Origin of the sequence: Pyrofollis japonicus, from assembly GCF_033097485.1 — an archaeon.
GTDB classification, from domain to species: Archaea; Thermoproteota; Thermoprotei_A; order Sulfolobales; family Pyrodictiaceae; genus Pyrofollis; species Pyrofollis japonicus.
Map to the genome: position 1 here is coordinate 1,933,037 of NZ_AP028634.1, position 25,405 is coordinate 1,958,441.

Consider the following 25,405-nt stretch of genomic DNA (forward strand, 5'->3'; position numbering starts at 1 on the left):
CATATTACTATTCTAGGAGAAAAACCCGTAGAAAAACACATGGTGAAACCCTATGCCAATAGAACGCGTAAAGACCGGTATACCCGGGCTCGACGAAATACTCTACGGCGGTATACCTAGGAGAAACGTTGTGCTGCTGAGCGGCGGCCCCGGTACTGGCAAGACCATTATGAGCCAACAATACCTCTGGAACGGCTTACAAATGGGTGAGCCCGGTGTCTATGTTGCACTTGAGGAGCACCCTGTACAAGTGAGGATTAACATGGCACAGTTCGGCTGGGATGTCCGCCCCTACGAGCGCGAAGGAACATTTGCAATAGTTGACGCGTTTACTGGTGGCATCGGGGAGGCCGCTAAGAGAGAAAAATACGTTGTAAGAGATCCATCAGACGTCGGCCTCCTAATAGACGTCCTAAAAGAAGCAATAAGAGACACTGGCGCGCAAAGAGTCGTCATTGACTCAGTATCAACGCTCTACCTCACGAAGCCAAGCGTTGCGCGAAGCGTAGTAATGATGCTAAAGCGCGTACTAAGCGGCCTAGGCACCACTAGCTTCCTTGTAAGCCAGGTCTCTGTAACTGAGAGGGGCTTCGGAGGCCCAGGCGTAGAACACGCCGCCGACGGCATCATACGCCTAGACCTAGACGAAATAGAAGGCGAGCTCAAGCGGAGCCTCATCGTCTGGAAGATGAGAGGCACAAAGCACAGTATGAGAAGACACCCCTTCGAGATAACAGACAAAGGCATAATCATATACCATAACAAAGTCCTAAGAATAACAAGAAGAGGCATAGTAGAAGAGTCCGTAGCAAGCACAGAAGCATAAAAGCACCGTCAATATAAGTGCTGTTGACTTGTCCCCCTATTAGCTAATAAGAGACTAGTAACGATTGGCGGCTTCGGCACGGCTCTTCATCAGCACCCCGCAGCCCCTAAGCGTGGGGCTGCGGTATCGTCGTCGCAGGCGATCCACATCGCCGCCGATTAGTGCTAGATTATACGTCTCGATGTCTTATTTTTACCTCTGCGCATTCTATTATGGAGACGGCTAGATTGAGCAGCGAAAGCTTCCTGGGGACGGTAATGGCTTCTACTAATGAAGCTGAACAAGTAGGTAACGATAATACCACTATGCGTTGTAAGGCTAGCGTCTCGGAAGGCCTCCTTCATGCTCCAAGTTCGGCAATAATGTCTTCGGCAATACTTAGTGCTATGTCTACGTTTTTACCAGCAGTTATAGTTAACCTTGGATTCCCATTAGACTATGCTACAAGGATGTTTGTAATAATATACTTCCTAAGCCTTCCCCTGGTTGTATTCACGCTCTATGAACTTTACCTCTTTACTATGTCAGTGCTAAGAGTTTGTGGTAATGCGCGTATAGATATGATTCCCTTCATTGTGGGTGCTTTGCCGCTCGGCTTTATAGCCACACTTTACTATATCGAATACGTGCTTCAGAATAATTGTGAAAAACTCCAAGGCAAGTATAAAGTATCCTCCATAGACCTCTTCATAAATATCATAGTGTTTGGGCTACACGCCCTCATTTATGCACGGATATTCAACTATATTGTTGACAATATCATTCCTAGTATCTGTGAGGAGAACTGAGCGGGCATTTTTCTTTAAACGGGCATGTCTTGCACCAGGGGCCTGGATTAGGCTTCTCGTCGCGTTCTCCGCGCCAATATGCAAGGAGGGGTGAAAGCAGTTCTTCTTCGAGGGCCTCGTCGTGTGCTAAGAAGTGTATTGTATATGCTTGCGACCTTGGAGGGTACGAGCCGCCTACTTGTAGCCACTCATAGGTTATCCTAAGCCCGTCTAGGAGCTTATCTCTAGTGTTAGCTGAGACTAGAATTAGTCTTGTATATGAGCCTAGTGGAAGCTTAGCTTTTGCTGCTAGGAGGCCATAGGCATACAGTTTTACTCTATCGCTGATATATAGGCGCTGATGCTTCTTTGAGACCTTGCCGATAACTATTGCTTTTACGTAGCCATTAGTGAATACTATGCTATGTGGACGTCCGATAATTGGTACAGAGTGTATAAGTGCGGCAAGAGGGGTATCCAGGGCAAAATAGCCCTCAAGCCTTCTTGGGAGAAACCTTTTTGCACGAAGGATTAACTTGACATATTCTCTCGCCTCGCTAGCTGTAGGCTTACGAGGCGATTCGATAAGCTCATATACTGCCTTGTATTCGCAGAATGCTTGTGCGGATAGAATGCCCGGTGTAATATAGGGTAGTCCATGCTTTAGACAGCAGTACTCTCCCCGCGTAATCGCTTCAAGCAGTAGCCTCTGTTCCTCGAGCACGTCTTGCAAGTTCATGGTTGCCATTATTCTTCGCCTGCCTGGTAAAACTGCTAGAGAGTGGTATCACAATATATCCTGCTTACCTAGATGCACTAACTTGAATGCGGTACTCGTTATTAATCCTAACCTTTGCAAAGTAATAAGTGGATGGTACAAGATGACGCACCGGATAACAGACTACACTAAGTACTTCTCCGAACTCGCTAAGTCGATAAAGGCTTCCGACGTTAGAGAGCTACTCAAGGTAGTTGAGCAAGGCGGTGTAATAAGCTTAGCTGGAGGACTTCCAGACCCCCGTACATTTCCTAAAAAAGAAGTTGCCCAAATAGTAGCAGAAGTTATAGATAAGCATGGAGACAAGGCGCTCCAATATGCTCCAACAAAGGGTGTTAGATACTTCATTGAGGCTGTTAAAGAGTTCTCGCAGCGACACGGCGTCAAGGTTAACGACGAAGACGATATAATAGTCACGACTGGTAGTCAGCAAGCACTCTACCTGGTTGCACGCGCCTTCCTAAATCCAGGAGACTACATAGTTACCGAGGAGCCGACGTACCTGGGCATGCTTAGCGCACTTCAAGGCCTCAATGTAAACTTTATCACAGTGCCTATAGACGAGGATGGTATGAGAACCGATATTCTAGAAGAAAGGCTTAGAGAAGCACGTAGCCAGGGAATAAAGCCTAAGATGATCTACACAATACCTACATCGCATAACCCAGGCGGCACCACGATGCCCATGGATAGGCGAAAGCACCTCCTCGAGCTGGCAGAAGAATATGACCTAATAGTGTTTGAGGATGATCCTTATGGTTTCATAACCTTCGAGGAGCGCGATGTAAAACCCCTTAAGACGCTTGATGAAAGTGGCAGAGTAATTTACACGAGCACAATCAGCAAGATACTCTCCCCCGGTATGAGAGTAGGCTGGGTTATAGCACACAAAGACATCGTAGCCAAGGTTGAGCTAATAAAGCAAGGAGTAGACTTGCATACACCATCCTTTACCCAATATATAGCAGCAGAGGCTCTGAAACGCGGCATAATAGACGAGAGAATACCCTTCATAAAGCAACTGTACCGCGAGAAGAGAGACGCAATGCTCGGTGCACTTCAAGACTATATGCCTGAAGGCACTAGGTGGACAAGGCCAATAGGAGGAATGTTTGTCTGGGTATGGCTACCAGAAGACATCAACAGCAGGGAACTACTGAACATAGCGATAAGGAAAGGCGTAGCATACGTACCTGGCGACGCCTTCTACCCAAGAGGAGGAGGACACAACACAATGAGGCTCAACTTCAGCTATCCAAGTGTAGACGAGATACGAGAAGGTGTAAGGAGAATAGCTGAGGCAATAAAGGAGTACCGCGCGTCTAAGAAGTAACCCTGTAAATCAACCCAAGGACGGGAAGTTTTGAGCAATCAGGAGGAGGGGCTAATCCCTCAACGAACCCTATGTACTTGGATATTTTTTGCCAAAGCCTCTCAAGAACCCTTACTGCACACCCAACGTATCTTTTCCCGCCACGTGGAGTAACGATTAGCGTCCAGTCGGAAGGAGATACCCTTATACCTGTGAACGCCAGTAGAGGATGAATAACGGCGATCCTTGGCTCACTTCTCGCGAGAAAGTGCTCAACGGCAACCGTATCATACAATGATATAATTGCGGCATCTATGTCCGAGCCTAATTGTTCCAGGGATGGGTTTATTCTTAGGCCAAGTTCTTTCGCAATGCGTTCGCTCTCCTTCGTTGTGGGATAGATGCTTACACTCAGCCCTCGCTCTTGTGCAATATGTGAGACAAGTAGGGCGAAAAGACCTGCCCCGAGCACCGCTACGCTATAAGCATCTCTAAGCTCTAGCTCGTCAGCAGCGTGGCACGCGAGAGCTGCGTAAAGTAATAGGGGTGCATATTCCTTACGGGGCGCTTCGGCAACCATTGAGTAGGGTACAACAGCATATGTTGAGAGAAAACCGTTACCGACGAGAGGAGGAAAATACTTCTTGCCTATCCCAGCTAATGCAACAAACCTTCCACGAATATCGGGAAGTGCGTCAACGCCGGCCTCAACGACGGTACCAGCGCCGCTGCTGCCCCCAATTCTAGGCTCCATTAAGGGCTCGATGCCGTTGCGCAAAGCCTCGTCAACGCCACCCCAATAAGCCTGCAGAGGCTTAATCAAGACATGATTTCTCTCAAGCAGTAAGAGGATCTTGTCACGATAAACGCTTCCACTGCGTATAAGGATAGCATCGGCGAGCAAGAGCCGGCCCCATCAATGCCTCAACTCTGTCGCGGTCTTTAACCTATATTCTATGCTCCTTGATAACCCAAAATATGTAGGCAAAATCCTAAGTAAAAGCGGGTGCTGTAGCAAATGGGCTCACTTGTTGTATCAACGAGAATGATACCGGTGGAGCTATCGAGAGCTGTTGAAATACTCTACTCAATGGGATTTGAGCTTATCGATATAAACTATGCAAATGTTGAAAGGAGCGAGACCGACTATCCATCAATAGCCAATATTATGCGCTTATCTCTATTGACCGCTGTAAAGCTTGGGGCAAAACCAGTAACGCTTCACGCACCCTGGGAGGACTACTTCATAGTCTATCTCGGAAAGGGCCTAGAACACGCAGTTGGTGAAGCCAAGATATTCCTCGAGATAGCTGGAAGCTATGGCGTCGAAGTAGTGGTTTTCCACGGATTCAGCTCAAAGAGAGTAGGCAGCTATCGAGCAGAGTGGCTCAATAAGCGCTTCTTCTCGGAATTAGCGGAGTACGCCGAGAAGGAAGGCTTGCCAATTGTCGCTGTAGAGAATTCCTCAGGGGCTAAGCCTTTGAACCAGATAGAAAATCTCCGAAAACTCGTAGAGAGCATTGATAGCCCTAAGCTAATGGCTTGCATTGACACTGGTCACGCCTTCATAAACGGCTATGACTTGGTAAAAGCGGATAAAGCGTTATCACCACTAACTCCTATTTGTCTACACTTGCACGATAATCGTGGAAGACGAGATGAGCATTTGCCAATAGGGTGTGGAGGGATTAACTGGCTTCAAGCTCGCCTAGCAAAGAGTTTAGGAAGTGCAGAGTATTTTGTCCTGGAATCTGATTGCACTTCTGACCCAGTAGATAGTTGTAAGGCCCAAGTATTGGCAACAGTGGGCAGTGCCCGTAGCGTTTTAAAAGGCTGGTTATCTTAAACAAGTCGTGGATAAATATTTTGAAAGTGAGGCGAGATACTATTGCCTAGTGATAAGGCGATCGGTGTAGCACTCCTCGTTGTAGGTGTGTTAGTCATATTGTTCTACGCGTTTGCCCTCTTCGCGCCGAGCGCTATCGGGCTAAATGAAGAGTTTAGCATGCTGCTAATAAAAATAACAATATTCATAGCCGTTGCAGCAGTTATGGGGATACTGGCGTGGATAGGTTATACTTTAGCAACTACTCCTCCGCCAAAGCCCATAGAGGAGATCGAGAAAGAAATCGAAGAGGAGCTCAAGAAGCTTGAAAAAGAGCTTCAAGAGAGTGAAAAGAGCGAGCAGAAACAATAACACTTAACAGATAATGCATTTTCGATTCGAGTACTTATGTTTTCAATGTTTTACGGTGTGCCCCGCTCTTAATGCTCTTAAAGGAGCAGCCGAAAAACGATGCATGTGGAGCGACGAGGCCGTTTATCTTGTATTTTTACTCAGGAGTTATTACTAGTTCTTCGTCCTTAAATGCGACCACGATCATGCTCCCAATTATTACGAGGAGTGTTGCTAGACCGATGAGTTCAATGAAAGTTGTCGCGTTTTGAAGCCTAGCTAGCTCTAGTTTTGCATTTAGTGTTCCCCCGCCTTGTGGTGTTACTATATTGACTATGAGGCTTGCAGCTCTCATTAACCCGCTTTTGTCGTATACAATGCTGTGCGCGGTTATGGCGTACTTTGCCTCTATGCTATGGATTCCGAGCTGTAAGGTCATATGGCCTAGCTGTATAAGGGGTCCTAGTACTTCTCTGCCGGCAAGTTTCGGGTTATAGATTATACCGCTATTAACCAATACATCTAGCAATACCTTTGAATCTATTGTGTCCCCTGCGGTAATTATATGGGAGTCTAATACGCCGAGGTAGGCTTTCTCGCTCCCGTCTTTGTTCCAGTGTACGGTGTACGTGGCGGTTGTAAAGTTCTTGGTGTAGATCAGCGGGGTTAGTGAGCCTATGAGGAGCATTGATATGAGGACTAGGAGCACGGTCTTTGTTAAGGGATTTAGTCCGCGTTTTATGTAATACATTGGCACGAATATTATGAATCCGAAGAGGCGTCTAGCAGATGCAAGGGTCTTTAATACGGCGAGACGATGCCTATCAATAAACATCGGCAAGAACGCTATTCCTGCCACGAAGCCTCCTGCGTGGGCGAAGAACGCTACCGTGCTTGAGGCTGCGAGGTAGAATCCCTCGAATACTTGAAGCATGAACCAGAAGAGTATCCATAGTGCGGCGGATAGTTCGAAGCAGAATGGTATTATGAAGAAGAACATGCATGCGGCAAGCCTTGTTCCGGGGTAGAGGAGGAGGTATGCTCCTAGGACTCCGCTTATGGCTCCGCTTGCACCGACACTTGGTATGCTTAAGCCGGCCGGAGAGAGTATATACATGAATAGCGTGTGTATTATTGCTGCGAAGATGCCACTTATGAGGTAGTGTATAACGAACCTTGTGTGCCCCATGGTGCGTTCGACTGCTCTTCCGAAGAGGTAGAGGAAGTACATGTTGAAGAGAATGTGGAGTATATCTGCGTGAGTAAACATGGCAGTAAATATTCGGTAGAAGTGCGTCGTGTCGCTTAGAAGCCCTAGAGGCAGGAATCCTAGTCTTGAGATCCAGTAGTCTGTTGACTGTATAAAGAAGTTCTGTGCCGATGTGATGGCGTAGACAGCTACGTTGAGGAATATTATTGCGTATGTAGCCCAGGGCGTCTCATATCCGTAAGTTGGTTCTTCCTCAATAGCCAGGGGAATCTCGTTAGTAAACTTAGGGAGGCGCAGATTTTTCAAGGCTTGTTTTTGCCTCTCCTAGCTTTAGCCCCAGCCTACTGAGACAATCGCCTTCCTTTTTTACGGTAATGGTTAAGTGAATGGTAGGTTCCTCTATCTGTGCGCGGGAAGGCTTCTTAGCACCCTACTACATACGTTTATCGGGGTTATGTAAGTACTTCTCCGCCAGAATTGGTATGAAAGATGGGTGGTGGTTTATGAGCGAGTACCAGGACTTATTGGCAAGTGCTGTCTCAGAGGCCCTTAGACTTGGAGTAGATTTCGCGGACTTCAGGCTCGAAAGGACAAGGTTTACTATTATAGAGAAGCGCGATGAATCCACAAGTATATCCTCCGGCAACGACTATGGTGTTGCTGTTAGGGTTTTCCTAAACGGTGCAATGGGCTTCGCATTTACTACGAGGATAAGCCGCGAATCAATAATAAGTGCGTTGAAGAAAGCATATGCTATGGCTCGCGGCTCTAGGGGCGACCTCCCAAAGCCGGTACTTATGGATCCTGCCGAGGACTACTATGAAGCTCCTGTGAAAAAGAGCATCATTGACGTACCTGTTGATTTGAAGGTGAACGACATACTTGAGTTTGATAAGATGCTTGCACAAAACCAGCTCGTAAAGTCCCGGACAATAAGGTATGTTGAACGCGTTGAAGAACGCTACTATGCTAGTACGGAGGAACGATATCTTGCAGAAAAACGTGAACTCGCATACATGTATGCCTCGGTGTTTGGCTCTAAGGAGGGGGTCAGAGCATCTGCACACATCGTGAAGGGTACGACAAAAGGGTATGTGCTCTGGGAAAAATACCCATTAGACAAGACAGCTAACGAGCTCCTCAATAGGCTTGAGGTGCAGCTTAGGGCTAAGAGCCCTAAGCCGGGCAACTTCCCGGTTGTTATTGCACCAGAAGCCCTCGGAGTCTTTGTGCATGAGGCATTCGGCCACTTAGCTGAGGCAGACTTGGTTGCGTCTGGTAGCGTGCTTAGGGATAAGAGAGGGAAGCAGGTGGCTTCTGAGCTAGTAACGATAGTTGATGACCCAACCATTGATGATGGATTTGGTACGCTTAAATATGATGACGAAGGCGTTAGGACGGCTAAGGCTGTAATTGTTGAGAAGGGCATACATAAGGACATAATGACCGATAGGATACATGCAGCGCTCTTCAACGTTGACCCCACTGGTAATGGCCGCGCCGAATCATTTAGATATGCACCCCTCGTGCGTATGAGGAACACCGTAATGCTTCCCGGAGATCATAGCCTAGACGAGCTTTTGAGAGAAATCAAGTTCGGCTACTACATAGTATCAACTGCTGGCGGCCAAACAAACCTTGATGGAAGCTTCCAAGTAGGGATTGAGGAAGCATATGAGATAGTTAACGGCGAGATAGGGGAACCTGTCCGCAACCTCAGCATTGCTGGCAACACACTTGAAACACTATTCAACATAGATGCTGTAGGAAAGGACTTCCAACTATTTTACGGCAGGTGTGGTAAAGGCCAGCTCGTATACGTTTCTGATGGAGGACCCCATGTACGCGTAAGGAAAATCACAGTTGGTGGTCGCTGAGCAGGGAGGTGGTTCATATGGTGTACCGGATAGCACCAATCGAGCTAGCCGTTCTCGCCGTTAGATGGGCTATACGTGAAGGAGCCACGGAAGCGGAGGCATATGTAACCCTTGAGCGCGGGTATAAGGTGAGCCTTAGAGCAAACAAGATAAGCAGTCTTGAAGCAGTTGATGATGCAGGTATAGGTGTACGCGTAGCTGTTGGGAGAAGGCTTGGATTCAGCTATGCAACCGGTTTAGACGAGAACCGTGTCCGCGAGGCGGTGAGAGAAGCAGTAAAGCAGGCAAAGGCCTCGCCAGAAGACAGATTTTGGAGCGGATTACCTGATCCAAGTATTAGTTACCCAGAGCCTGGCAACATGTTTAGCAACGTCCTAGCATATACAGAACCCGAAACTGTTCTCGAAAACGCGAAATACATGCTAAGCAAGGCGCTCGAGCAAGAAGGTGTGCAAGTAGTCGGCGGAGGCATAGGTGTATACACTATTGAGCGCGCAATAACAAACAGTAATGGAGTGTACCGTATTGATAGCGGAACAATAGCGTATGCAGGCATAGACATATTAATGAAGTCAGAAAAAGTGACGACACCAGCGATATATGAGATCGACTCGAGTCGCGTCACTTTCCCAAGCATAGATGGCGTCGTTGAAAGAGCGCTAGAAAAAGTAAAGCTATGCGCAAATATCGCTAAGGGTGTCGAAACCGGCAAGTATAGCGTAGTGCTCGAGCCGGGTGTCTTCTACGAGCTTCTAGCTCCTACAGTACTCTACTCGTTACGTGGCGACATTCTTGTACAGGGTAGGAGCTACTATGCTGGCAAGGAGGGAGAGCAAGCTCTTTCGGAAAAGATAACCATAGTAGATGACGGCACGCTCAAAGGCGGGGATAATACTTGGCGATTTGATGGCGAAGGTGTAGCAACCTCGAGGAAACACCTAGTCGAAAAAGGCGTAGTAAAGGGCTTTATCTTTGACAACTACTGGGGCAGAAGGGCCGGAAGAGAGAGCACCGGAAACGCAGTTAGAGCTGGGTACGCCTCTAAGCCGGCACCAGGCTATACCAACGTAATAATAGAGCCAGGCGATGCGATGCCAGACGAATTGCTTGAAGGAAAAGTACTAGTGGTATACCAAGTGCAGGGTGCACATACAACAAACCCCGACACTGGCGAATACAGTGTATTGGCGAACCCCGCTATACTCTATGAGAACGGGGAGCCCAAGGGCTGGGTGCCGGGAGCAGTTATTTCTGGCAACATGTACAGCGAGGTGAAGAACAACATAGAGCTAGTAGCGAAGACGCTCAGAAAACCATTCCCAGGAATCTATGCACCACAGATAAGACTCTCAAACATAACCGTTGCCATAAAGAGTTAGCAACGATACCGGGCTTTTAGCACGGAAGGACCCTCGAACAAATACTTTATCACCAAGACGCCCTCTGTTTTACACGCTTTTTCAAAATCTTCTCTAAGCATAAATGTGAGCCTCATATACTTTGCAACAGCATCTGTCACTACATCCTTGAACAATGATATAGGTGCATGGGAGTCTAGGACGCTCTTCCTAACATACGCCGGATCCGGCACGATTATGCATTTCTCCTTACCCGGTTCTACACCATAAGCGGAGAGCCCTGAAACTGCTAGGGAAAACAAGCTTCTAGGCACCAAGATCTTTCTCTTAGCCTTATCCTTGTACGCTATTATTACTTGTTGTCCAGGTAATCGCGGTAGTCCAGCCTTAAACCACTTGCCTGGATACTTCTGGACTCCATAAAATCCTACTATCGCTGCAGCGAGTATTGGTTCAGCAATAAATACTGTCTCGCTACTTGACAAGGCCTCTTCAAAGGCTGCTAGTGCTTCAACCTCGTCTTGGAAATCAAAGAGCAGTTTGCGCCACCTTGGAGTAGCCAGGGGTTCAACCTCATCAACCGCGTCCAGCAAGTCATAGTATGTCTCAACGACATAATCGTAGACCGGATCGTAGCCTGCTATATGCGCGCCTGCTACTGCTGCAAACAAGTAGCGGAACTCGTTGCCAGGGAGCATGTAGCCAGCTCTTAATAATCTATCTACAATAGTGTCAAGGTAGGGCTTAAGCCAAGCCTCTGGCTCGCTGATTACAGCCTCCAATTCTTGTAGCCTCTCCAGGTCATCATCCTAGCTCCTCCCTATCCTACCGGGGCTTCCTTAAAGAAACCCTTGTCGGGCCGAATCCTTAGCATAGAAAAATACATCTTACAGCGATATTGCGTATCTTAGTCACTTCCTGCAAACTCGTTTTAAACCCTTCTAAAGAATTCTCCGCAGAAACTCGGAAGCTCCAATTTACACCCTTACCCAACGTAGCCACGGTACCGGAAGTATGAGGTGACGTACGTGATGAGTAAGCGTAAGCTCGCTGCACTAGTTGCTCTAGGCGTTATAGCAGTAGCTATAGTGGTAGGTGTATTCCTCTTTAAACCTGAAGCTTCGAGCAAGGAGGTTGTACTGAAAGTTGTTACAAGGCTATCGCCAGAGGAACAAAAGGCTATAAAAGAGGCATTTCTGAATAGCAGTGTAGCGAGAAAGTATAACATAAAAGACATAGTGTTTACAAAAGTCGATTACAGCCTATGGCCGCAGCTTGCCACGAGTGGGAAAGTAGACCTATTCCTAATAGGCGAGAAAATAGTCTATGATCGTCTCTGCAAAGAGGGCGTCCTAGCCCCCTTCTCGATGAAGGAGCTAGTAAATATAGTAAATGAGCTTGACCCGAAGTTTGTCGGACGAGACAAAAACGGTGATATATGCTGGGTTGCTATAGGTCAAGCAGTCTACGGATACATAGTGAACAAGAAGTTCCTTAGCCAGTATAGCCTCCCAGAGCCCCAAAAGTGGGGAAGCCTCCTAGACCCAGCCTACCTTAGACCCCTCCAGCAAAATGCTTATACTGTCTCGTTCCCGAGGCCGACAAAGAGCGGTACTGCAAGAACGACGATGCATGGTATACTACAAATATATGGATGGGATGATGGCTGGAGGCTCTTGACCGTTATCGGAATGGAGTCGGCTATCGTTGACAGCTCCGAGAAAGCCAGAGATCAGGCAGCAGAAGGTATTGTAGGTATAGCGCCAGCCTACATAGGCTACGGCATTGAGGCCGAGAAGCTCGGCAAAGGAGCAGTTTTCGAGATACCACACGGGGAGGGCATTGCATATATCTCACCAGCAGCTATTGCCAAGAAGGCGCCGCATCCGCGGGAAGCACAAGCATTCATATTATGGCTGCTAAGCCCTGAAGGACAAGAAACGGTTGCGAGGCTCTTCTACTACTTACCCGTAAGAAATGTTGTGAAAATCCCGTGGGTCCAGGAAGTATACGAGAAGATGAAAGGCAACATCTTCAACTATAACCGGACACTTGCAGAAAAAGTTGACTTAGCAGCAACAACTTACTTTGAGGCAGCCATAGCAGATAGTGATGCAAATGCCCTGCTAAAGGAGATAGGTGTTAAGGCTGCTACCTTGCTAAGCGAGGGCAAGCTGACGCAGCAGGAGTGGATGAAAATAGTGCAGAAACTAGCTCCGCTAACGATAAAGGATCCGTGGACGGGTAAGAAAACACAGTTCACGCTAGAATACGCTATGAAGATAAATGACAAGCTAAGAGACAACGCGGCTAGGGACAAGCTTTACAACGCTATCAAACAAGCCGCGATAGAGACCTATAAAGAGGTTCTCAAAGAGCTTCAAAGCAAGGGCTAAGGCAAAGCTATGAGAAATCATAGTGCAGCCCTTTTAGCAGCTCCAATGATACTAGCATATGTGTTAGCTGTAATCATTCCGCTAGCGGGTCTACTGACGCCAAGCACCATAATTGAGAGCTTCAAAGCAGTACTGAGCGAGCCGGGTTTTGCGAAGCCATCAACACTGTATAGTCCCGTGGAGGTAAGCCGAAACGAACACTATACTGTCATTGTTGTAGATTTTCCTCTAATAGGGTCGTTTTGGCTAAGCTTGCTGGTAGCTCTTCTTGCGTCATCACTATCCGTCTTGGCTGCTATTGTCGCGGTTGTTTCAGCCATACTTTACCGGAGGCTTGCAAAACTCTCAACAATGCTAGTCGTCCTGGGCTTGCTTCCCTACCCGTTTATTGAGGCATATGTCGTACAGCGTGTCTTTGACCCCAATATTGGGCTTGTCAATGCTGTTCTCAAGCATTTTGGCGTAGTCCTTGTCCTGCGTGGTGCTGCTGGTGTACTTGTCTATCAGCTTCTTGTGCTCATCCCAGTTGCTTACGTCATACTCGCAGGTTATGCTTTCTCCCTTCCTCATGAACAATTCGAGGCAGCAGTCCAGCTAGGAGCACGGTTACGGGGAGTGGCTTGGCTGCTGCTTAGGCTAGCACGCCCAGCCGTTGTCGCTGCGCTGGCTCTCACGGCAGTACTAAGCATTGATGACGTTGCTGGCCCTCTTGTCTTTGAGCAGGATCCGAGTGCTCGTAGCTTGCTAGCTTACCGGGCCTATACCTATTTTCTAAACTCGGTATACGGCGGATTCTCATACACAGCGCTAGGCTATGCAATCGTTCTCCTCCTATTATCGGCAGCCATCTTCGCTATAAGTTATCCAAGCATTGCGATAGCGTATAGGGGTATAACAACTGGTAGAAAAGTGGAGGGCATAGTTCCCAGGCTTGACAAGAACGCCAGTATACCGTTAATAATGCTGCTCCTAGCTCTTCTTCCTCCTGCCATGCTTAAAGCACTCGCAATAATCTATGGCTTCTCTAACAAGTGGGTTGCGTCTCCTCTGCCTGTGCTCGGCTCTGGGCAAGCGCAGCAGTTGTTTGCTTCACCCGACATCCTAAGAGCCATAGTAAACAGCTACTTGTACAGCTTGGCATCCATCATAGTGCTCTCAATTATAACACCTTCCGCAGCCTATGTTATTGCTAGACAGAGAGTGTTTGGAAGCAAGCTCGTGGACGCGATAGTAATGTCAACAATGGCTATACCAGGAATAGTTCTAGCATATGCATATTTCCAAGTATTCACCCGTCTCTTTGGCCCCGGCTCTGCATTATCCCCCATATCTATTCCATGGCTTTACCTCGTAGCCGGCTACGTGGTTAGACGTGCTCCTCTCTTCTATAAGCCCCTTGTTGCTCTTGTCTCATCACTTCCACTTGAGATGGAGGAGGCGGCAATGAATCTTGGTGCAGGGATAACCTATGTATATAGGTCGATTATTGCCCCCCAGCTTGTGTCCAAGTCAGCTGGTATACTCATCCTTGTTGCACTAAGCATTGCATCTGAGGTAAGCTTGTCAATAACCATAGGAGGTTTGGGGGGAGCAAGTGGTTCTTCTCATCCGGCTCCACTCACAAACCTTGTTGCGAGCTATATGAGCCTCAGTGGCTTGAAATATGCAGGTACGCTTTCACTTGCATTAACAATACTTTATCTCACCTTGCTACCCACAGTCCTAGTTGTTGCCCACATGCTTGGCACCATTTTCAAGCATAGCTAAAGGCATCTTCCTCTTCCATGCCCTAATCGCCGCCTCTGCAACTAGCCAGGGTTCTTCTACAACTGGCGCGTCCAGGGACTCTTCTAGCCATAGCTTTCTAAGGCTCTTCACAACATTCTCTCTGCTGAGAATTTCACACCTCTCATTCTCGGATCTCTCGCCGATAAGTTGCTTCGCATAAGCTATCGGCTTCGCTACCTTCGCGGGAAAGCGCCACAAGTGTTGCTCCTTAAAGTACTCATAGCTAGTCCAGTTATACCATTTCTTCCACGTCTTTTCAAACACCTTCTCTATAAGCCTAGGGTCTTCAAGCTCAGGTAGCTCGGCAAACTCGTATAGCACGCGGTAAGGGCATAGGTCGCAAGCCACTCGGGGTGATCCCTCGAGATAGGCCGGGTGGATTAAGCCCGACTGTCTTACCAGGCTAATTATGTCTAGCAGTGTAAGCATGTATGTTGGCCTAAACTTTCGCCCAGCCAGTACAAGGCGGGCAGCAGCCGCCTTATAGAGTCGCTCAAACCTCTTAGGCGACTCTGTAAGCCTATCGCCTACAACCTCGACTGCACGAGGATCCTCTTTTAGGACTTTGCGCATGGGTTTAGCCTTATACATTGTGCAGAACCGGTAGCCTCGCCTAGGCATGCCTTTCCATTTCAGTAATGCCTTCATCTCCCGCCTAGGAGCCTCAACGAACTCTATAGTGACGCCCAGCTTCTCCTCAACTGTTTCGACGAATCTAACGTTTCTGGGGCTTTCGAGAAAAGGAATATGAATATACATTATGTGGAGCTTGAAGCTAATGTATTCCTGGAGCTTGAGAAGGACTAGTAAAGTTGCTAAAGAGTCCTTGCCACCGCTGAAACCGAGGAGAACCCTCCTACCCCTAATCTCTTTGCCAACGAGGCGGGCAAGCCACCTTGCGTACTCGTCTAGGTCAACTACTACACGTGCATGAACATATGGTGGGGCCATAACCCAGGGGCCGATTGGTGCAAATCCTTCACCCTTGTCGCCCTTAATTCGTAGCACACCCCGGTTGTCTAGTAACTCAGTAATGTCGATTGCTCTCTCTACGTTAAGCCATAGAAAGTATCTGCACTGTCCACTAGGACTGCAAATCAGGGTGGCATCGCCACCGCTTCCTATAACGCCAACAAGTCTCCCTCCATCTATGAGCGGGTAAAGCTCTGTCATGGCAAGCTCCTCTAGGCAATGGGGTGCTCAGAGACTGTAGGGGGCGGTCTCCTCATATACCGCGGCGACTCAACCCCTCATCACGGCTCGGCCGCTCCGTTAGTCAGTGAAGCTACCTTATTCAGCGATAATATTTTATGCTAGAGTAAAGAATGATAAGGAGCTTTTCGGTCATAGGTGACTACAAGGTATACTGGGAATGTTTAGAATCGTGACGCGTGCCAGCAAGGATGCATCGGCTGTTAAGGCTGCTCTTGAGAGATTCTACCCTGGATGGGGTATTGAGGTTAAGACGCTTAAAGGCGTTCGCAAAGTAGATGATATGCTTGCAAATATATACTCTATCCTCGAGGAGGATGGATCCAAGCCAACAATTATTCTTCTCGGAAGAGAAGATGAGGCTAAGATACCTGTTATCGAGGAAAAGCTTCCTCCAGGCGTAGTAGCTCACGTTGTGCCAAGGCGAAGCGTGAGGAATGCACGGCTAGAGCTCATCGCTGCCGAGATTGCACGTGCCCGGGCAAAGTTTCGCCTCCTCGCAGCCTGGGATGACAAGAGGAACATATACGTGTTTGGTGCTCGTGGAAAAAGGCTTGAGAAACTAGGCTTTGAGCCAAGCTTTGAACTCTTCATAGGTCTTGGCTCCTTTAGCCGACTTGTATCAGTGCTTGCAGGGGGTAAGATAGGGGATAATCCTCTTGTTCTTCGCACTCATGGGAATCTACACCTTGTTTACAATGGTCCGCTTGTTAGGGCGGAGCTCGAGATACCAGATTATGGAGTAGCGCCTCGCGCGCGCATAGTTGGCTCGAAACCAGTAAGTGTTAGCCTAGACAGCCTAGTAGATGCGAATAGGGAGACGATAGACCTCTTAGCAAGTTACTCTAAGGAGTTCCTTCTCGGACTAGGCGAATTCGACACTGTTATCGTGCCTTGGAGCGGTGGAAAGGACAGCACTGCAGCCCTCCTACTAGCCATAGAGGCGTTTGGAGCCGATAAAGTAACGGCGTTGTATGTTGATACCGGCACCGAGTTCCCATCCTCGAAGAGCTACGTGTACGAGGTCGCCGAAAAGCTTGGAGTAAAGCTGGTCGAGGCATATGCTGGCATAGATAAGGAATTACTGAGCGGAAGCATGCCAATGCCTAGCCACGATAACCGTTGGTGTACCGGGCTGAAGATAGAGGCTATCGAGAAAAAGGTACGCGAGCTCGCTAGGGGAAGAACACTCCTCGTAATAGGTGATAGAGATGCCGAGTCTCCTCGAAGGAGCCAGCGGCCACCTGTAAGACCGGGGCCGGCTAGCAATGTGATCGCTGCAGCCCCTCTCAAGATGTGGAGCGGGGCTCATATACAACTATACATACTTTCACGGGGGCTAAGGCTCAACCCAATGTACTATGCCGGTTTCTATAGGATAGGGTGCTACATGTGCCCCGCTCTTCGTAGCTGGGAGTTGCTAGCGATAAGCGAGTATAGGAAAGAGTATTTGAGGTTGCTTAGAAGCCCCATTTTTCGAAGATTTATCTCTATGCGGCTGCGCAGGCGTTACAAGCATGGTTTCGACAGCGAAGGATGTGATGCAGACAGTGTAGCAATTTGTAGCCAGTGATTCATTAGCCCCTAACTTCCTTTATAAGGGCGGGCCTCTTTTCAGCCTCTCTATGGTGCTGATAACCCCTGTTGCTTCAGAGCCCCTGAGGGGCGGGGGGCTGTGAAGACTTCAGCGGCGACTGAGCACCTAAGATACGGTTAGACATGTAGTGGGGCGAATAGTTACGCTGGCCCCTCGTATACTTGATACTAAGCTGAACGCCCTTAGAGGATCACCGGGTAGTGTGCCCCTTGTCTCTATGAAGCAGTGGTGCCTAGCACAATGGGTATCGAGGCGCTGCCAGAGGATTTGAGGCAGCTATTACTAAGCATAGGTGTAAAGGAACTGTTCCCAATACAAGAGAAGGCCATAAAAGCTGGCCTCCTAGAAGGGAAAAGCATTGTTGTCTCGTCACCAACGGGTTCCGGTAAGAGCCTTGTAGCGCTTCTTGCCGCAGTTGCAGCGTTGACAAAGATGCCTGGCTGCAAGGCTGTTTACGCAGCCCCTCTTCGCAGCCTCGTCTACGAGAGAGCAGCAGAGTGGAAGAAAATCCTTGGCGATATTGGGCTCCGCGTGGCAGTCTCTACCGGAGACTATGATAAAGTAGAGCCTTGGCTCGGCGAAGCAGACGCAATAATGGTTACGTACGAGAAACTTGACTCGCTGATAAGGCATGGCGCCTACTGGCTTCCAAGAGTATGCTTACTTGTCGTTGACGAGATACACTACGTGGCGGACACGAAGAGGGGCCCCGTTCTCGAAACGATTATAGCACGGCTCTCGGACATTGTAGGCTCTCTACAGATAGTTGCGCTGAGTGCTACTATAGCGAACGCGGATGAGATAGCCAATTGGCTTGGGGCTCGCCTTGTAAGGGATGATTGGCGCCCAGTCCCTCTCCGGGAAGGCGTCTTCAATAACTACACCATATACTGGGATGATGGCGAAGAAACGAGCGTTGAGAAAAGGACAGGAACACCTAGCCTTGATGCAGCCCTTGAGGTGGTTGCCCAGGGCGGCCAAGCCATAGTCTTTACGCAGTCTCGCAGGAAGACGCTAGACCTGGCAGAAAAGCTTCTCCGCATAGTAGAAGTTAGGCAGGATTTGCAGAAGCTCCTAGATCCTCCTGATAGCGTAGAGGCCTATGTCGAGCAGCTTCTGTCGCGCACGGAGCACGTGGAACTCAACACGAGGCTTGCAAGGCTCCTCCGTAGAGGAATAGGAATACACCACGCTGGCCTTGCAAGCTATCAGAGGGATGTTGTAGAAAGGGCCTTCAGGGAAAGGACAATATACGTAATATTTGCTACACCGACCCTTGCTGCCGGCGTAAACCTACCTGCACGACGTGTCGTAGTGGACTCTCTTTATCGTTACAGCAAGGGCTCATCGCAGCCAATAGATGTTATGGAGTATAAGCAGCTTGCTGGGCGAGCTGGGCGCCCCGGACTCGACGAACAAGGAGAGGCTGTGATAATTGCGCGCAACTCTAACCAAGCTTGGAGCTTCTTATTTAAATATGTACGGGGAAGCCCGGAGCCTATTGTCTCAAAACTCGTCTCAGAGGCGTCGATGCGCTCACAAGTCCTAGCAGTTCTTGCAGGCCTAGGTGAGGCATCAATAGATAACGTGATCTCCGTCTTCGAGAAGACCCTATACGCGAAGCAGTTCGGGAGCCCAGCGAAAGCTGTTGAGAAGACGCTAACAGAGCTAGAAATCTATGGTTTCGTCGAGGAGCTGAGACCAGGATACTACGCGGCCACGCCGATAGGCAAGAGGGTTGTAGAGCTCTATGTAGACCCATTAACAGCGCACAGAATCGTAAAAGGCTTATCGAATATACATGAACCCGAGCACTATGTCCTAGAAACTCTGTTCCTAATACTGTGGAACCCCGATGCTGTACATCTTCGTCCCCCACGTAGTCTGCATCTAGAGCTTGAAGCAGAAGCTGAGGACATGCTCAACGAGCTAGGATTCGAGTACCCCAGCGACTACACGGAGATGGATGTCGCAGTTGCGGCTAAAGCCCTCTATACTGCACAGGCACTACTTGATTGGATAAACGAGGTTCACGAGGACGCAATCCTCTCGCAATACGGCGCAGACCCAGGCGATTTGAGAACAGTGGTAGAAACTGCCTCATGGCTCGCTTACTCGGCATCCCAGTTGGCCCGCCTCCAGGCACACCCCGGGGCAGTCTTCCTCGAAGACCTCTCGCAGATGATAAAGCACGGTGTACGGCGCGAGTTATTGGAACTAGTAAAGCTCCCCGGTATAGGAAGGGTGCGCGCAAGAATACTCTACGAGAAGGGATATACAAGCCCAGACGAAGTGGCCAAACTAAGCCCTGAACAGTTAGCGAGCCTTCTACGAGGCCTCGGCGAGCATAGAGCACGGCTAGCCCTTGAAAGGGCACAACAGTTCAGAACCATAGATAGAAATACAAGGGAGAAAAACAATGACAAGCGCAAGAGGACACTATTCGACTATATGGGCGGCTAAGCTTAAGAAAGAGCCCCGGGAATACAACAACTTACTGGCTATGAAGTGACCGCCAGTGACTGAGAACCGTAATCGATGAGGACAGCTTCGCCGACCAGAGCCTCTCCTTTAACGCTAGAACAACTTAAAAAGCAAAACCATGTTTCTTCCCTACTGTATACGTTGAGCATTAACTTAATTTTTAACCGGTGGTGGGCCGTTGTGCCTCGATTCGACATAGTCTTCGGGCCCGTATACTCCCGGCGCCTCGGACTCTCTCTAGGTATCAACAATATCCCCTACAAGTATTGCAGCTATACATGTATATACTGTCAGCTAGGCAGAACTATAAGATTGACAATTGAGAGAAAACCATTCTCCAACCCCAATGAAATCGTTAGAGCCGTTGCCGAGAAACTAGCCGGGCTCGACAAACCAGTAGACTATGTAACCTTTGTTCCAGGTGGAGAACCGACGCTAGACACAATGCTCGGCCGCGACATAGAGGCTTTGAAAAAAGAACTAGGAGTAAGAGTAGCAGTCTTATCGAACGCCTCTCTCCTATGGATTAAAGAGGTTAGAGAAGACTTAGCCTCAGCCGACACCGTCTCAGTAAAAGTAGATGCCGGTGACGAAGCGGTTTGGAAGAGGGTTGACAGACCTCACCCATCGCTTAGCTTCAACAAGGTAGTGGAAGGTATACTTGAGTTTAGGGACGAATATGGTGGAAGACTGATAACAGAGACAATGCTTGTCAAAGACGTTAATGACAGTATAGAGGAGCTCAGAAAGATAGCCGTCCTCATAGAGGAGATAAGGCCGGCAACGGCATACATCATGGTACCTGTCCGCCCGCCGGCAGAGCCCTGGGTTAGGCCAGCAAGTGCCGAGGCACTGGTCGCTCTCTACAGAATGTTGGAGGAACGCGGTATAGGGGCAGAGATACTTGGCAGGCCTGAGCCACCACCGCCACCACCCCATGAAGACCCTCTACGGTTTGTGGCAGCAACAGTAGCTGTTCATCCACTAAGACTGAGCTATGTGCAAAGAATTTTCGAGGAAAAAGGTCTAAGCATAGAGGCTGCCCTTAAGGAGCTTATCAACAAGTATGGCGTCGAAGTCGTAAGCTATGGGGGCGAAAAATTCCTTGTAAGGAGACCAAGAGCTGAAATCGCTAAGAAATAGAATATAGGCGGATCACGCTCTCACAAAAAGGTGTGAATGCACTTTGACAGAATGTATTTGGTCAAGGAAACTCCTCTTAATAGCCAGTCGGCTGGGAATCAAGATACCCAGCGAGATAGCTGCCCGTATCTGCATGCTTGACGACTCAGTGGCATTCAGTGTAACAGAACTCTTTGACTTTGTATCAAAATTTGTCGTTGTTAGTGATCCTCTTGCACGAAAGGAATTGGGCAACGATATCGAGAGCTCTCTTATGGAATTGTATAGGGTTGTTAGAGGGGTATATGGCAGACATATCCCTCGTAGTCTCTACGATGCTCTCAAGGCCGTCATGCAGAGGCCCGACGATAAGGAGCAGCTAGCTTTCCTTCTAGGTGCACTCCGCGAGTTTCTTGACGAGCTCTCCGGGACTTAGTTTCGGCGACACTGAGACTGTGTGGCCGAGAAGTGCTTTATAGATTTTAATGAAATATTTTTGTAGAAGCGCTTCCCATGAAGACTCTCGGTGAAGAAAGTGGCTTCAATAAAGGAGGTAAAACCAGTAAGAGAGCTACGTAGAGTTGGCGCTCATAGCCATATCCGTGGCCTCGGACTTGACGAAAAAGGACGCGCAAAGTTCATAGCGGACGGCATGGTTGGGCAAACAGAGGCGCGTGAAGCAGCTGGAATAGTCGTACAGATGATAAAAGAAGGCAAGATGGCTGGTCGTGGAGTCCTTCTAGTAGGCCCATCCGGGACCGGTAAGACCGCCATAGCAGTAGGCATTGCTAAGGAACTAGGCGAAGACACCCCCTTCGTCGCAATGAGCGGCGCAGAGATCTATAGCAGCGAGTTAAAGAAGACGGAAGTACTCATGCAAGCAATACGAAAATCAATAGGCGTAAGAATCAAGGAGAGAAGGTTAGTCTATGAAGGCGTTGTCTCAAAGATAAGGGTCGCTTATGTTAAACACCCCTATAACCCCTACGTAAGAATACCACGTGAAGCAGAGATCACGCTTGAGACAAGGGATGATAGTCTAACACTAAGAGTTGGCGAAGATGTTGCTGTTCAGCTGCTCCAGCTACGCATCCGCAAAGGCGATGTTATATGGATAGACGCGGAGACAGGCGAGGTCCACAAAACTGGTAGCGTGTGCAAGGAGAAGCGATACGACGTCTCTGCTTACCGGTGCGTAGAGGAGCCAAGCGGCCCTGTGAAAAAGGACAAGGAAATAGTCTATACGCTAACGCTACACGACTTAGACGTAAGCCTTGCTGCACAGAGGGCAGCATTTGCATCACTACTTGGCATGCCTCCTACAAGGGAGATACCAAACGAAGTCAGACAGAGAGTGGACGAGGAGGTAAAGAAGCTGATAGAGAGCGGCAAGGCAGAGCTAATACCGGGCGTCCTCTTCATAGATGACGCACATATGCTAGACATAGAAGCATTTAGCTTCCTCACAAGAGCAATGGAGAGTGAGATGAGCCCAATACTGGTACTAGCAACGAACCGTGGTATGACAAAGATACGTGGGACAGACATAGAGTCGCCGCACGGTATACCTCTTGACCTCCTTGATAGATTACTGATTATACGTACCAGGCCGTACACTGCTGATGAGATAAAGGAAATCTTAAGGATAAGAGCAGATGAGGAAGACATACCACTAAGTGAAGACGCGCTAGAAGAGCTAACTAAGCTAGGCGCTGAAAGAAGCCTACGCTACGCCGTACAGCTAATGGAGCCGGCACGCATACTAGCAGAGCGCGAGGGAAGAACAAAGGTTACCGCAGAAGACGTGAGGAGGGCAGCAAAATACTTCGTAGATGTAAGGGAGAGCACAAGGTACGTACAAGAGTACGAAGAGAAATTCCTCAAATAACTCGTCGGCCTCCGGTGTTGCGACTATATTGGTACTGCTTTTCCAATAATGCATGTTACCGACACATACTCATAACGCCTTCTTTTGACTACTTATTAACCTCTAGAGAAGATATAGTCGAATCAAAGCCTAGCCAGGAAAGAGTCATTTCTTGCCCCTATCGGCTCGGAAGATGGTGTTGCTCAATGGGGTTTAAGGATAAGCTAGCAAGAGCTGAGCAACTCTTTGGTTTTGACACGGTCTACCTTGTTCCGGGCCGTGCAGAAGTTGAGCCAAACGAGGTAGACATTAGGACGAGGTTTAGCCGAAACGTCCCCTTGCTAGTACCCGTGGTCTCGTCGCCTATGGATACTGTTACCGAGCACGAACTCGCCATAGTACTTGCTCTTCATGGGGCCCTCGGCGTCATTCATAGGAATATGCCAGTGGAACAGCAAGTAGAGGAAGTTCGCAAGGTTAAGGAGCATCCTCCGATAAGGCTCCGAATAGCCTATCTGAGGCCAAGCGATTCATGTGCTTATGCCCTTGAGATTATGAGGCAGCTAGGCGTACGTTCCTTACCAGTTGTTGACGGCACTACTGTTAGCGGATACGTATACTTCTCGGAGCTCGAGAAGGAGTGCCATAGTGGTCACGAACGAGTCCGGGATAGCACTAAGCCTGGAAAGACCTATAGTGTTAAGAGTGTTAATGAAGCACGTCTCGATGTTGTAAGGGGAGTTACTGATGCGGCTGCTATAGTCTTGTCAAATGGTAACTATGTTGGCACCTTACTTGTTAGCGACGCGCTAGAAGAGCTAACCCCCTTATTGGACAATGAAGGAAGGTTGCGAGTAGCAGCAGCGATATCACCTTTCGATAAAGAACGCGCACTAAAACTGGACAAGCATGTTGATGCGCTTGTTAGCGATGTAGCACACTTTCACAATTCCAATGTGATCAAGGCTGCACGCAACCTAGTAAAAGAAATCACGTCAGACTTTGTTGCAGGGAATATTGGAACTTATAACGCAGCGATAGACGTTGTGTCCGAAATTGAACGCATAGACGGGCTGAGAGTTGGCATAGCTGGCGGCTCCATATGTACCACGGCTTTCGTCGGCGGTGCATATGCGCCAACACTGTGGGCAGTTGCCTCAGTAAGAGACGCCCTAAAAGAGATGGGAGCAGACGATACACCAGTGATAGCTGATGGAGGTATAAGGAGCAGCGGCGACGCAGTTAAGGCGCTAGCCGCAGGAGCTAGTAGCGTCATGTTGGGCTATGTGTTCGCGGGTACCGATGAGGCAGCAGCACCACTAATAGCTATGGGAGAGAAGCTCTACAAGCCGTATCGCGGAATGGCAAGCAAGGGGGCGATGAGTCGGCGCTTTGCAGCAGACCGCTATACTAGGCTAGTTAAACGAGCCGCGGAAGGAGTAGAAGGACTCGTTGCCTACAAGGGACCGGCAGCCAAGGTGCTCAAAGAGTTCATTGAAGGAATAAAGGCTGGCCTAGGATACGCAGGTGCACGCAATATTGCCGAACTCTGGGAGAAAGCGGTATTCGGTATAGCGCCGCGCAAGTACACAATAGGCGAAATTAACGAGTAAGCATGATATTGTTCACGAAGTTTTTCCAAAATGAAGCATCCTCGTTACCTGCCTTGCCTGTCCTTACCCAGCATCCTTAATGTCTGAAGCGCTATAGATAAGGGGGTAGTAGGTAGAGACAGATAGGAGCAGTGTACAGGAAACTCTCTGAGGGGATCAAGCTAAGCCATGAATCCCGTTGATACTGGCACAAATCCGGTGTATACACGGTATAGGACCAAGTTCCGTGAATTTTTGAAGGAGCTCGCCTCTATGCCTCTACAAGGCTTCGACGAAGTTGTACGCATGCTAGAGGAGTCTTCGGAGCCAGAGTTCGCCGCCATCTACGTGTCAATGATAAGTAGGACGGCCGGGCTCTGGCTCGTATGGGAAGATTATTGTCGTAGCGTCTCTTCCGAGTTCATGGGGTTGTGTCGCGACATAGAGGCAGCTATAAGCGAGAGCGGTACAAGAATTGGCGGCGTATCCAGCTTCTTTAATTCTTCGCTGAAAAAGCTACTCGTAAAAATGCACGCCGACCTCTCGCCCGGAATAGTTGTCCCTGCATGGATTATAACTTATTCATCGTTCACGGGAGACAAGGTAGTCCTCCATCTGGCTGGACTACATCCCTCGGAGCAGCTTAGACGCCTACCATACTTCGTAGCAGTGCTCGGAACACTTGACGCCATTCTAAAGGCGTATCTTGACTACTATCTTACCAAGGGATCAGACTTTGCGTACATAACTGCAGAGTATATTTACTGGGAAGTAGCTAAGCCGACAACACTCTTCTTTGACGCGGTTGTGGACGAGTTGTCGTGCGGAAAATGCATTAATACGAGAAAGGACTTGTACGAGCTTGTCTTATCTGCTCTGGAGGAGAACGATACGGAGCCTCCGCACTTATCCCCTAAGAGCTACATAGCCTCCCTAAGCAGAGAGGTACAAAGGGTACTCTACCGGAGGCTAAGCTCTGAGCGCCTAAGAGCATTCCAGCTAGGAGCATAGATATAATAATTAAGATAAAGCCTCTATCTATC

21 protein-coding genes are annotated in these 25,405 nt (G+C 48.7%); 16 read left to right on the forward strand and 5 right to left on the reverse strand.

All coding sequences use genetic code 11. From position 1 onward, the window contains the following. Nucleotides 1-52: 52 nt before the first annotated feature. Together SBG41_RS10155 and SBG41_RS10160 are read left to right on the forward strand one after the other, a co-directional pair. Nucleotides 53-826 (forward strand): KaiC domain-containing protein, encoded by a 774-nt coding sequence (locus SBG41_RS10155; protein ID WP_317895422.1) that lies wholly within the window; start codon nt 53-55, stop codon nt 824-826. A gap of 227 nt (nt 827-1,053) precedes the next feature. Continuing rightward, on the forward strand, nt 1,054-1,614 hold the full coding sequence (locus tag SBG41_RS10160) for a hypothetical protein (RefSeq protein WP_317895423.1): 561 nt from the start codon (nt 1,054-1,056) through the stop codon (nt 1,612-1,614). On the opposite strand, the gene SBG41_RS10165 is transcribed toward SBG41_RS10160, so the two are convergent. Further along, complete coding sequence (locus SBG41_RS10165; RefSeq protein ID WP_317895424.1) at nt 1,592-2,341, reverse strand: hypothetical protein; 750 nt, start codon at nt 2,339-2,341, stop codon at nt 1,592-1,594. The genes SBG41_RS10160 and SBG41_RS10165 overlap by 23 nt on opposite strands. A gap of 73 nt (nt 2,342-2,414) precedes the next feature. Between SBG41_RS10165 and SBG41_RS10170 the strand changes: the two genes are divergently transcribed. After that, complete coding sequence (locus SBG41_RS10170) at nt 2,415-3,704, forward strand: aminotransferase-like domain-containing protein (RefSeq protein WP_317895425.1); 1,290 nt, start codon at nt 2,415-2,417, stop codon at nt 3,702-3,704. Here SBG41_RS10170 and SBG41_RS10175 read toward each other — a convergent pair. Then, complete coding sequence (locus tag SBG41_RS10175; RefSeq protein WP_317895426.1) at nt 3,694-4,587, reverse strand: hypothetical protein; 894 nt, start codon at nt 4,585-4,587, stop codon at nt 3,694-3,696. The two genes, SBG41_RS10170 and SBG41_RS10175, sit on opposite strands and share 11 nt — an antisense overlap. 114 nt (nt 4,588-4,701) lie before the next feature. On the opposite strand from SBG41_RS10175, the gene SBG41_RS10180 reads away from it, so the two are divergent. Together SBG41_RS10180 and SBG41_RS10185 are read left to right on the forward strand one after the other, a co-directional pair. Continuing rightward, a complete protein-coding gene (locus SBG41_RS10180) occupies nt 4,702-5,529 on the forward strand; it encodes a sugar phosphate isomerase/epimerase family protein (RefSeq protein ID WP_317895427.1) in 828 nt (275 codons plus the stop codon). Between the two features lie 42 nt (nt 5,530-5,571). Next, nucleotides 5,572-5,880, forward strand: a complete 309-nt coding sequence (locus SBG41_RS10185) for a transcriptional regulator (RefSeq protein WP_317895428.1) — start codon at nt 5,572-5,574, stop codon at nt 5,878-5,880. A 136-nt stretch (nt 5,881-6,016) separates the two neighbouring features. Here the strand turns inward: SBG41_RS10185 and SBG41_RS10190 are convergent, their stop codons facing one another. Further along, entirely contained in the window at nt 6,017-7,375 is a 1,359-nt protein-coding gene (locus SBG41_RS10190; protein ID WP_317895429.1) for a rhomboid family intramembrane serine protease, read from the reverse strand. 197 nt (nt 7,376-7,572) lie between these two features. On the opposite strand from SBG41_RS10190, the gene SBG41_RS10195 reads away from it, so the two are divergent. Both SBG41_RS10195 and SBG41_RS10200 read left to right on the forward strand, forming a co-directional pair. Beyond that, a complete protein-coding gene (locus SBG41_RS10195) occupies nt 7,573-8,946 on the forward strand; it encodes a TldD/PmbA family protein (RefSeq protein ID WP_317895430.1) in 1,374 nt (457 codons plus the stop codon). A gap of 17 nt (nt 8,947-8,963) precedes the next feature. Further along, entirely contained in the window at nt 8,964-10,325 is a 1,362-nt protein-coding gene (locus tag SBG41_RS10200; RefSeq protein ID WP_317895431.1) for a TldD/PmbA family protein, read from the forward strand. Here the strand turns inward: SBG41_RS10200 and SBG41_RS10205 are convergent. Continuing rightward, a complete protein-coding gene (locus tag SBG41_RS10205; RefSeq protein WP_317895432.1) occupies nt 10,322-11,086 on the reverse strand; it encodes a hypothetical protein in 765 nt (254 codons plus the stop codon). The genes SBG41_RS10200 and SBG41_RS10205 overlap by 4 nt on opposite strands. A 249-nt stretch (nt 11,087-11,335) precedes the next feature. Here SBG41_RS10205 and SBG41_RS10210 point away from each other — a divergent pair, with 249 nt between their 5' ends. Together SBG41_RS10210 and SBG41_RS10215 are read left to right on the forward strand one after the other, a co-directional pair. Continuing rightward, entirely contained in the window at nt 11,336-12,700 is a 1,365-nt protein-coding gene (locus SBG41_RS10210; RefSeq protein WP_317895433.1) for an ABC transporter substrate-binding protein, read from the forward strand. Between the two features lie 9 nt (nt 12,701-12,709). Then, on the forward strand, nt 12,710-14,467 hold the full coding sequence (locus tag SBG41_RS10215; RefSeq protein ID WP_317895434.1) for an ABC transporter permease: 1,758 nt from the start codon (nt 12,710-12,712) through the stop codon (nt 14,465-14,467). Here the strand turns inward: SBG41_RS10215 and SBG41_RS10220 are convergent. After that, nucleotides 14,423-15,661, reverse strand: a complete 1,239-nt coding sequence (locus tag SBG41_RS10220) for a phosphoadenosine phosphosulfate reductase domain-containing protein (protein WP_317895435.1) — start codon at nt 15,659-15,661, stop codon at nt 14,423-14,425. The two genes, SBG41_RS10215 and SBG41_RS10220, sit on opposite strands and share 45 nt — an antisense overlap. 199 nt (nt 15,662-15,860) lie before the next feature. On the opposite strand from SBG41_RS10220, the gene SBG41_RS10225 reads away from it, so the two are divergent. The 7 genes from SBG41_RS10225 (at nt 15,861) to SBG41_RS10255 (ending at nt 25,373) form a co-directional block, all read left to right on the forward strand. Further along, nucleotides 15,861-17,273: a phosphoadenosine phosphosulfate reductase domain-containing protein gene (locus SBG41_RS10225; RefSeq protein WP_317895436.1), complete on the forward strand. Its 1,413-nt coding sequence runs from the start codon at nt 15,861-15,863 to the stop codon at nt 17,271-17,273. A gap of 264 nt (nt 17,274-17,537) precedes the next feature. Further along, entirely contained in the window at nt 17,538-19,760 is a 2,223-nt protein-coding gene (locus SBG41_RS10230) for a DEAD/DEAH box helicase (protein WP_317895437.1), read from the forward strand. A 201-nt stretch (nt 19,761-19,961) separates the two neighbouring features. Further along, the gene (locus SBG41_RS10235) at nt 19,962-20,924 is read left to right on the forward strand and encodes a radical SAM protein (protein ID WP_317895438.1); all 963 of its coding nucleotides are present in this window, start codon (nt 19,962-19,964) and stop codon (nt 20,922-20,924) included. A 43-nt stretch (nt 20,925-20,967) separates the two neighbouring features. Then, entirely contained in the window at nt 20,968-21,339 is a 372-nt protein-coding gene (locus tag SBG41_RS10240; protein ID WP_317895439.1) for a hypothetical protein, read from the forward strand. A 99-nt stretch (nt 21,340-21,438) separates the two neighbouring features. Next, complete coding sequence (locus SBG41_RS10245) at nt 21,439-22,791, forward strand: RuvB-like helicase (RefSeq protein WP_317895440.1); 1,353 nt, start codon at nt 21,439-21,441, stop codon at nt 22,789-22,791. Nucleotides 22,792-22,976: 185 nt separating this feature from the next. Continuing rightward, a complete protein-coding gene (gene guaB / locus SBG41_RS10250; RefSeq protein ID WP_317895441.1) occupies nt 22,977-24,383 on the forward strand; it encodes an IMP dehydrogenase in 1,407 nt (468 codons plus the stop codon). A 168-nt stretch (nt 24,384-24,551) separates the two neighbouring features. Then, the gene (locus tag SBG41_RS10255) at nt 24,552-25,373 is read left to right on the forward strand and encodes a hypothetical protein (protein ID WP_317895442.1); all 822 of its coding nucleotides are present in this window, start codon (nt 24,552-24,554) and stop codon (nt 25,371-25,373) included. Nucleotides 25,374-25,405: the final 32 nt, after the last annotated feature.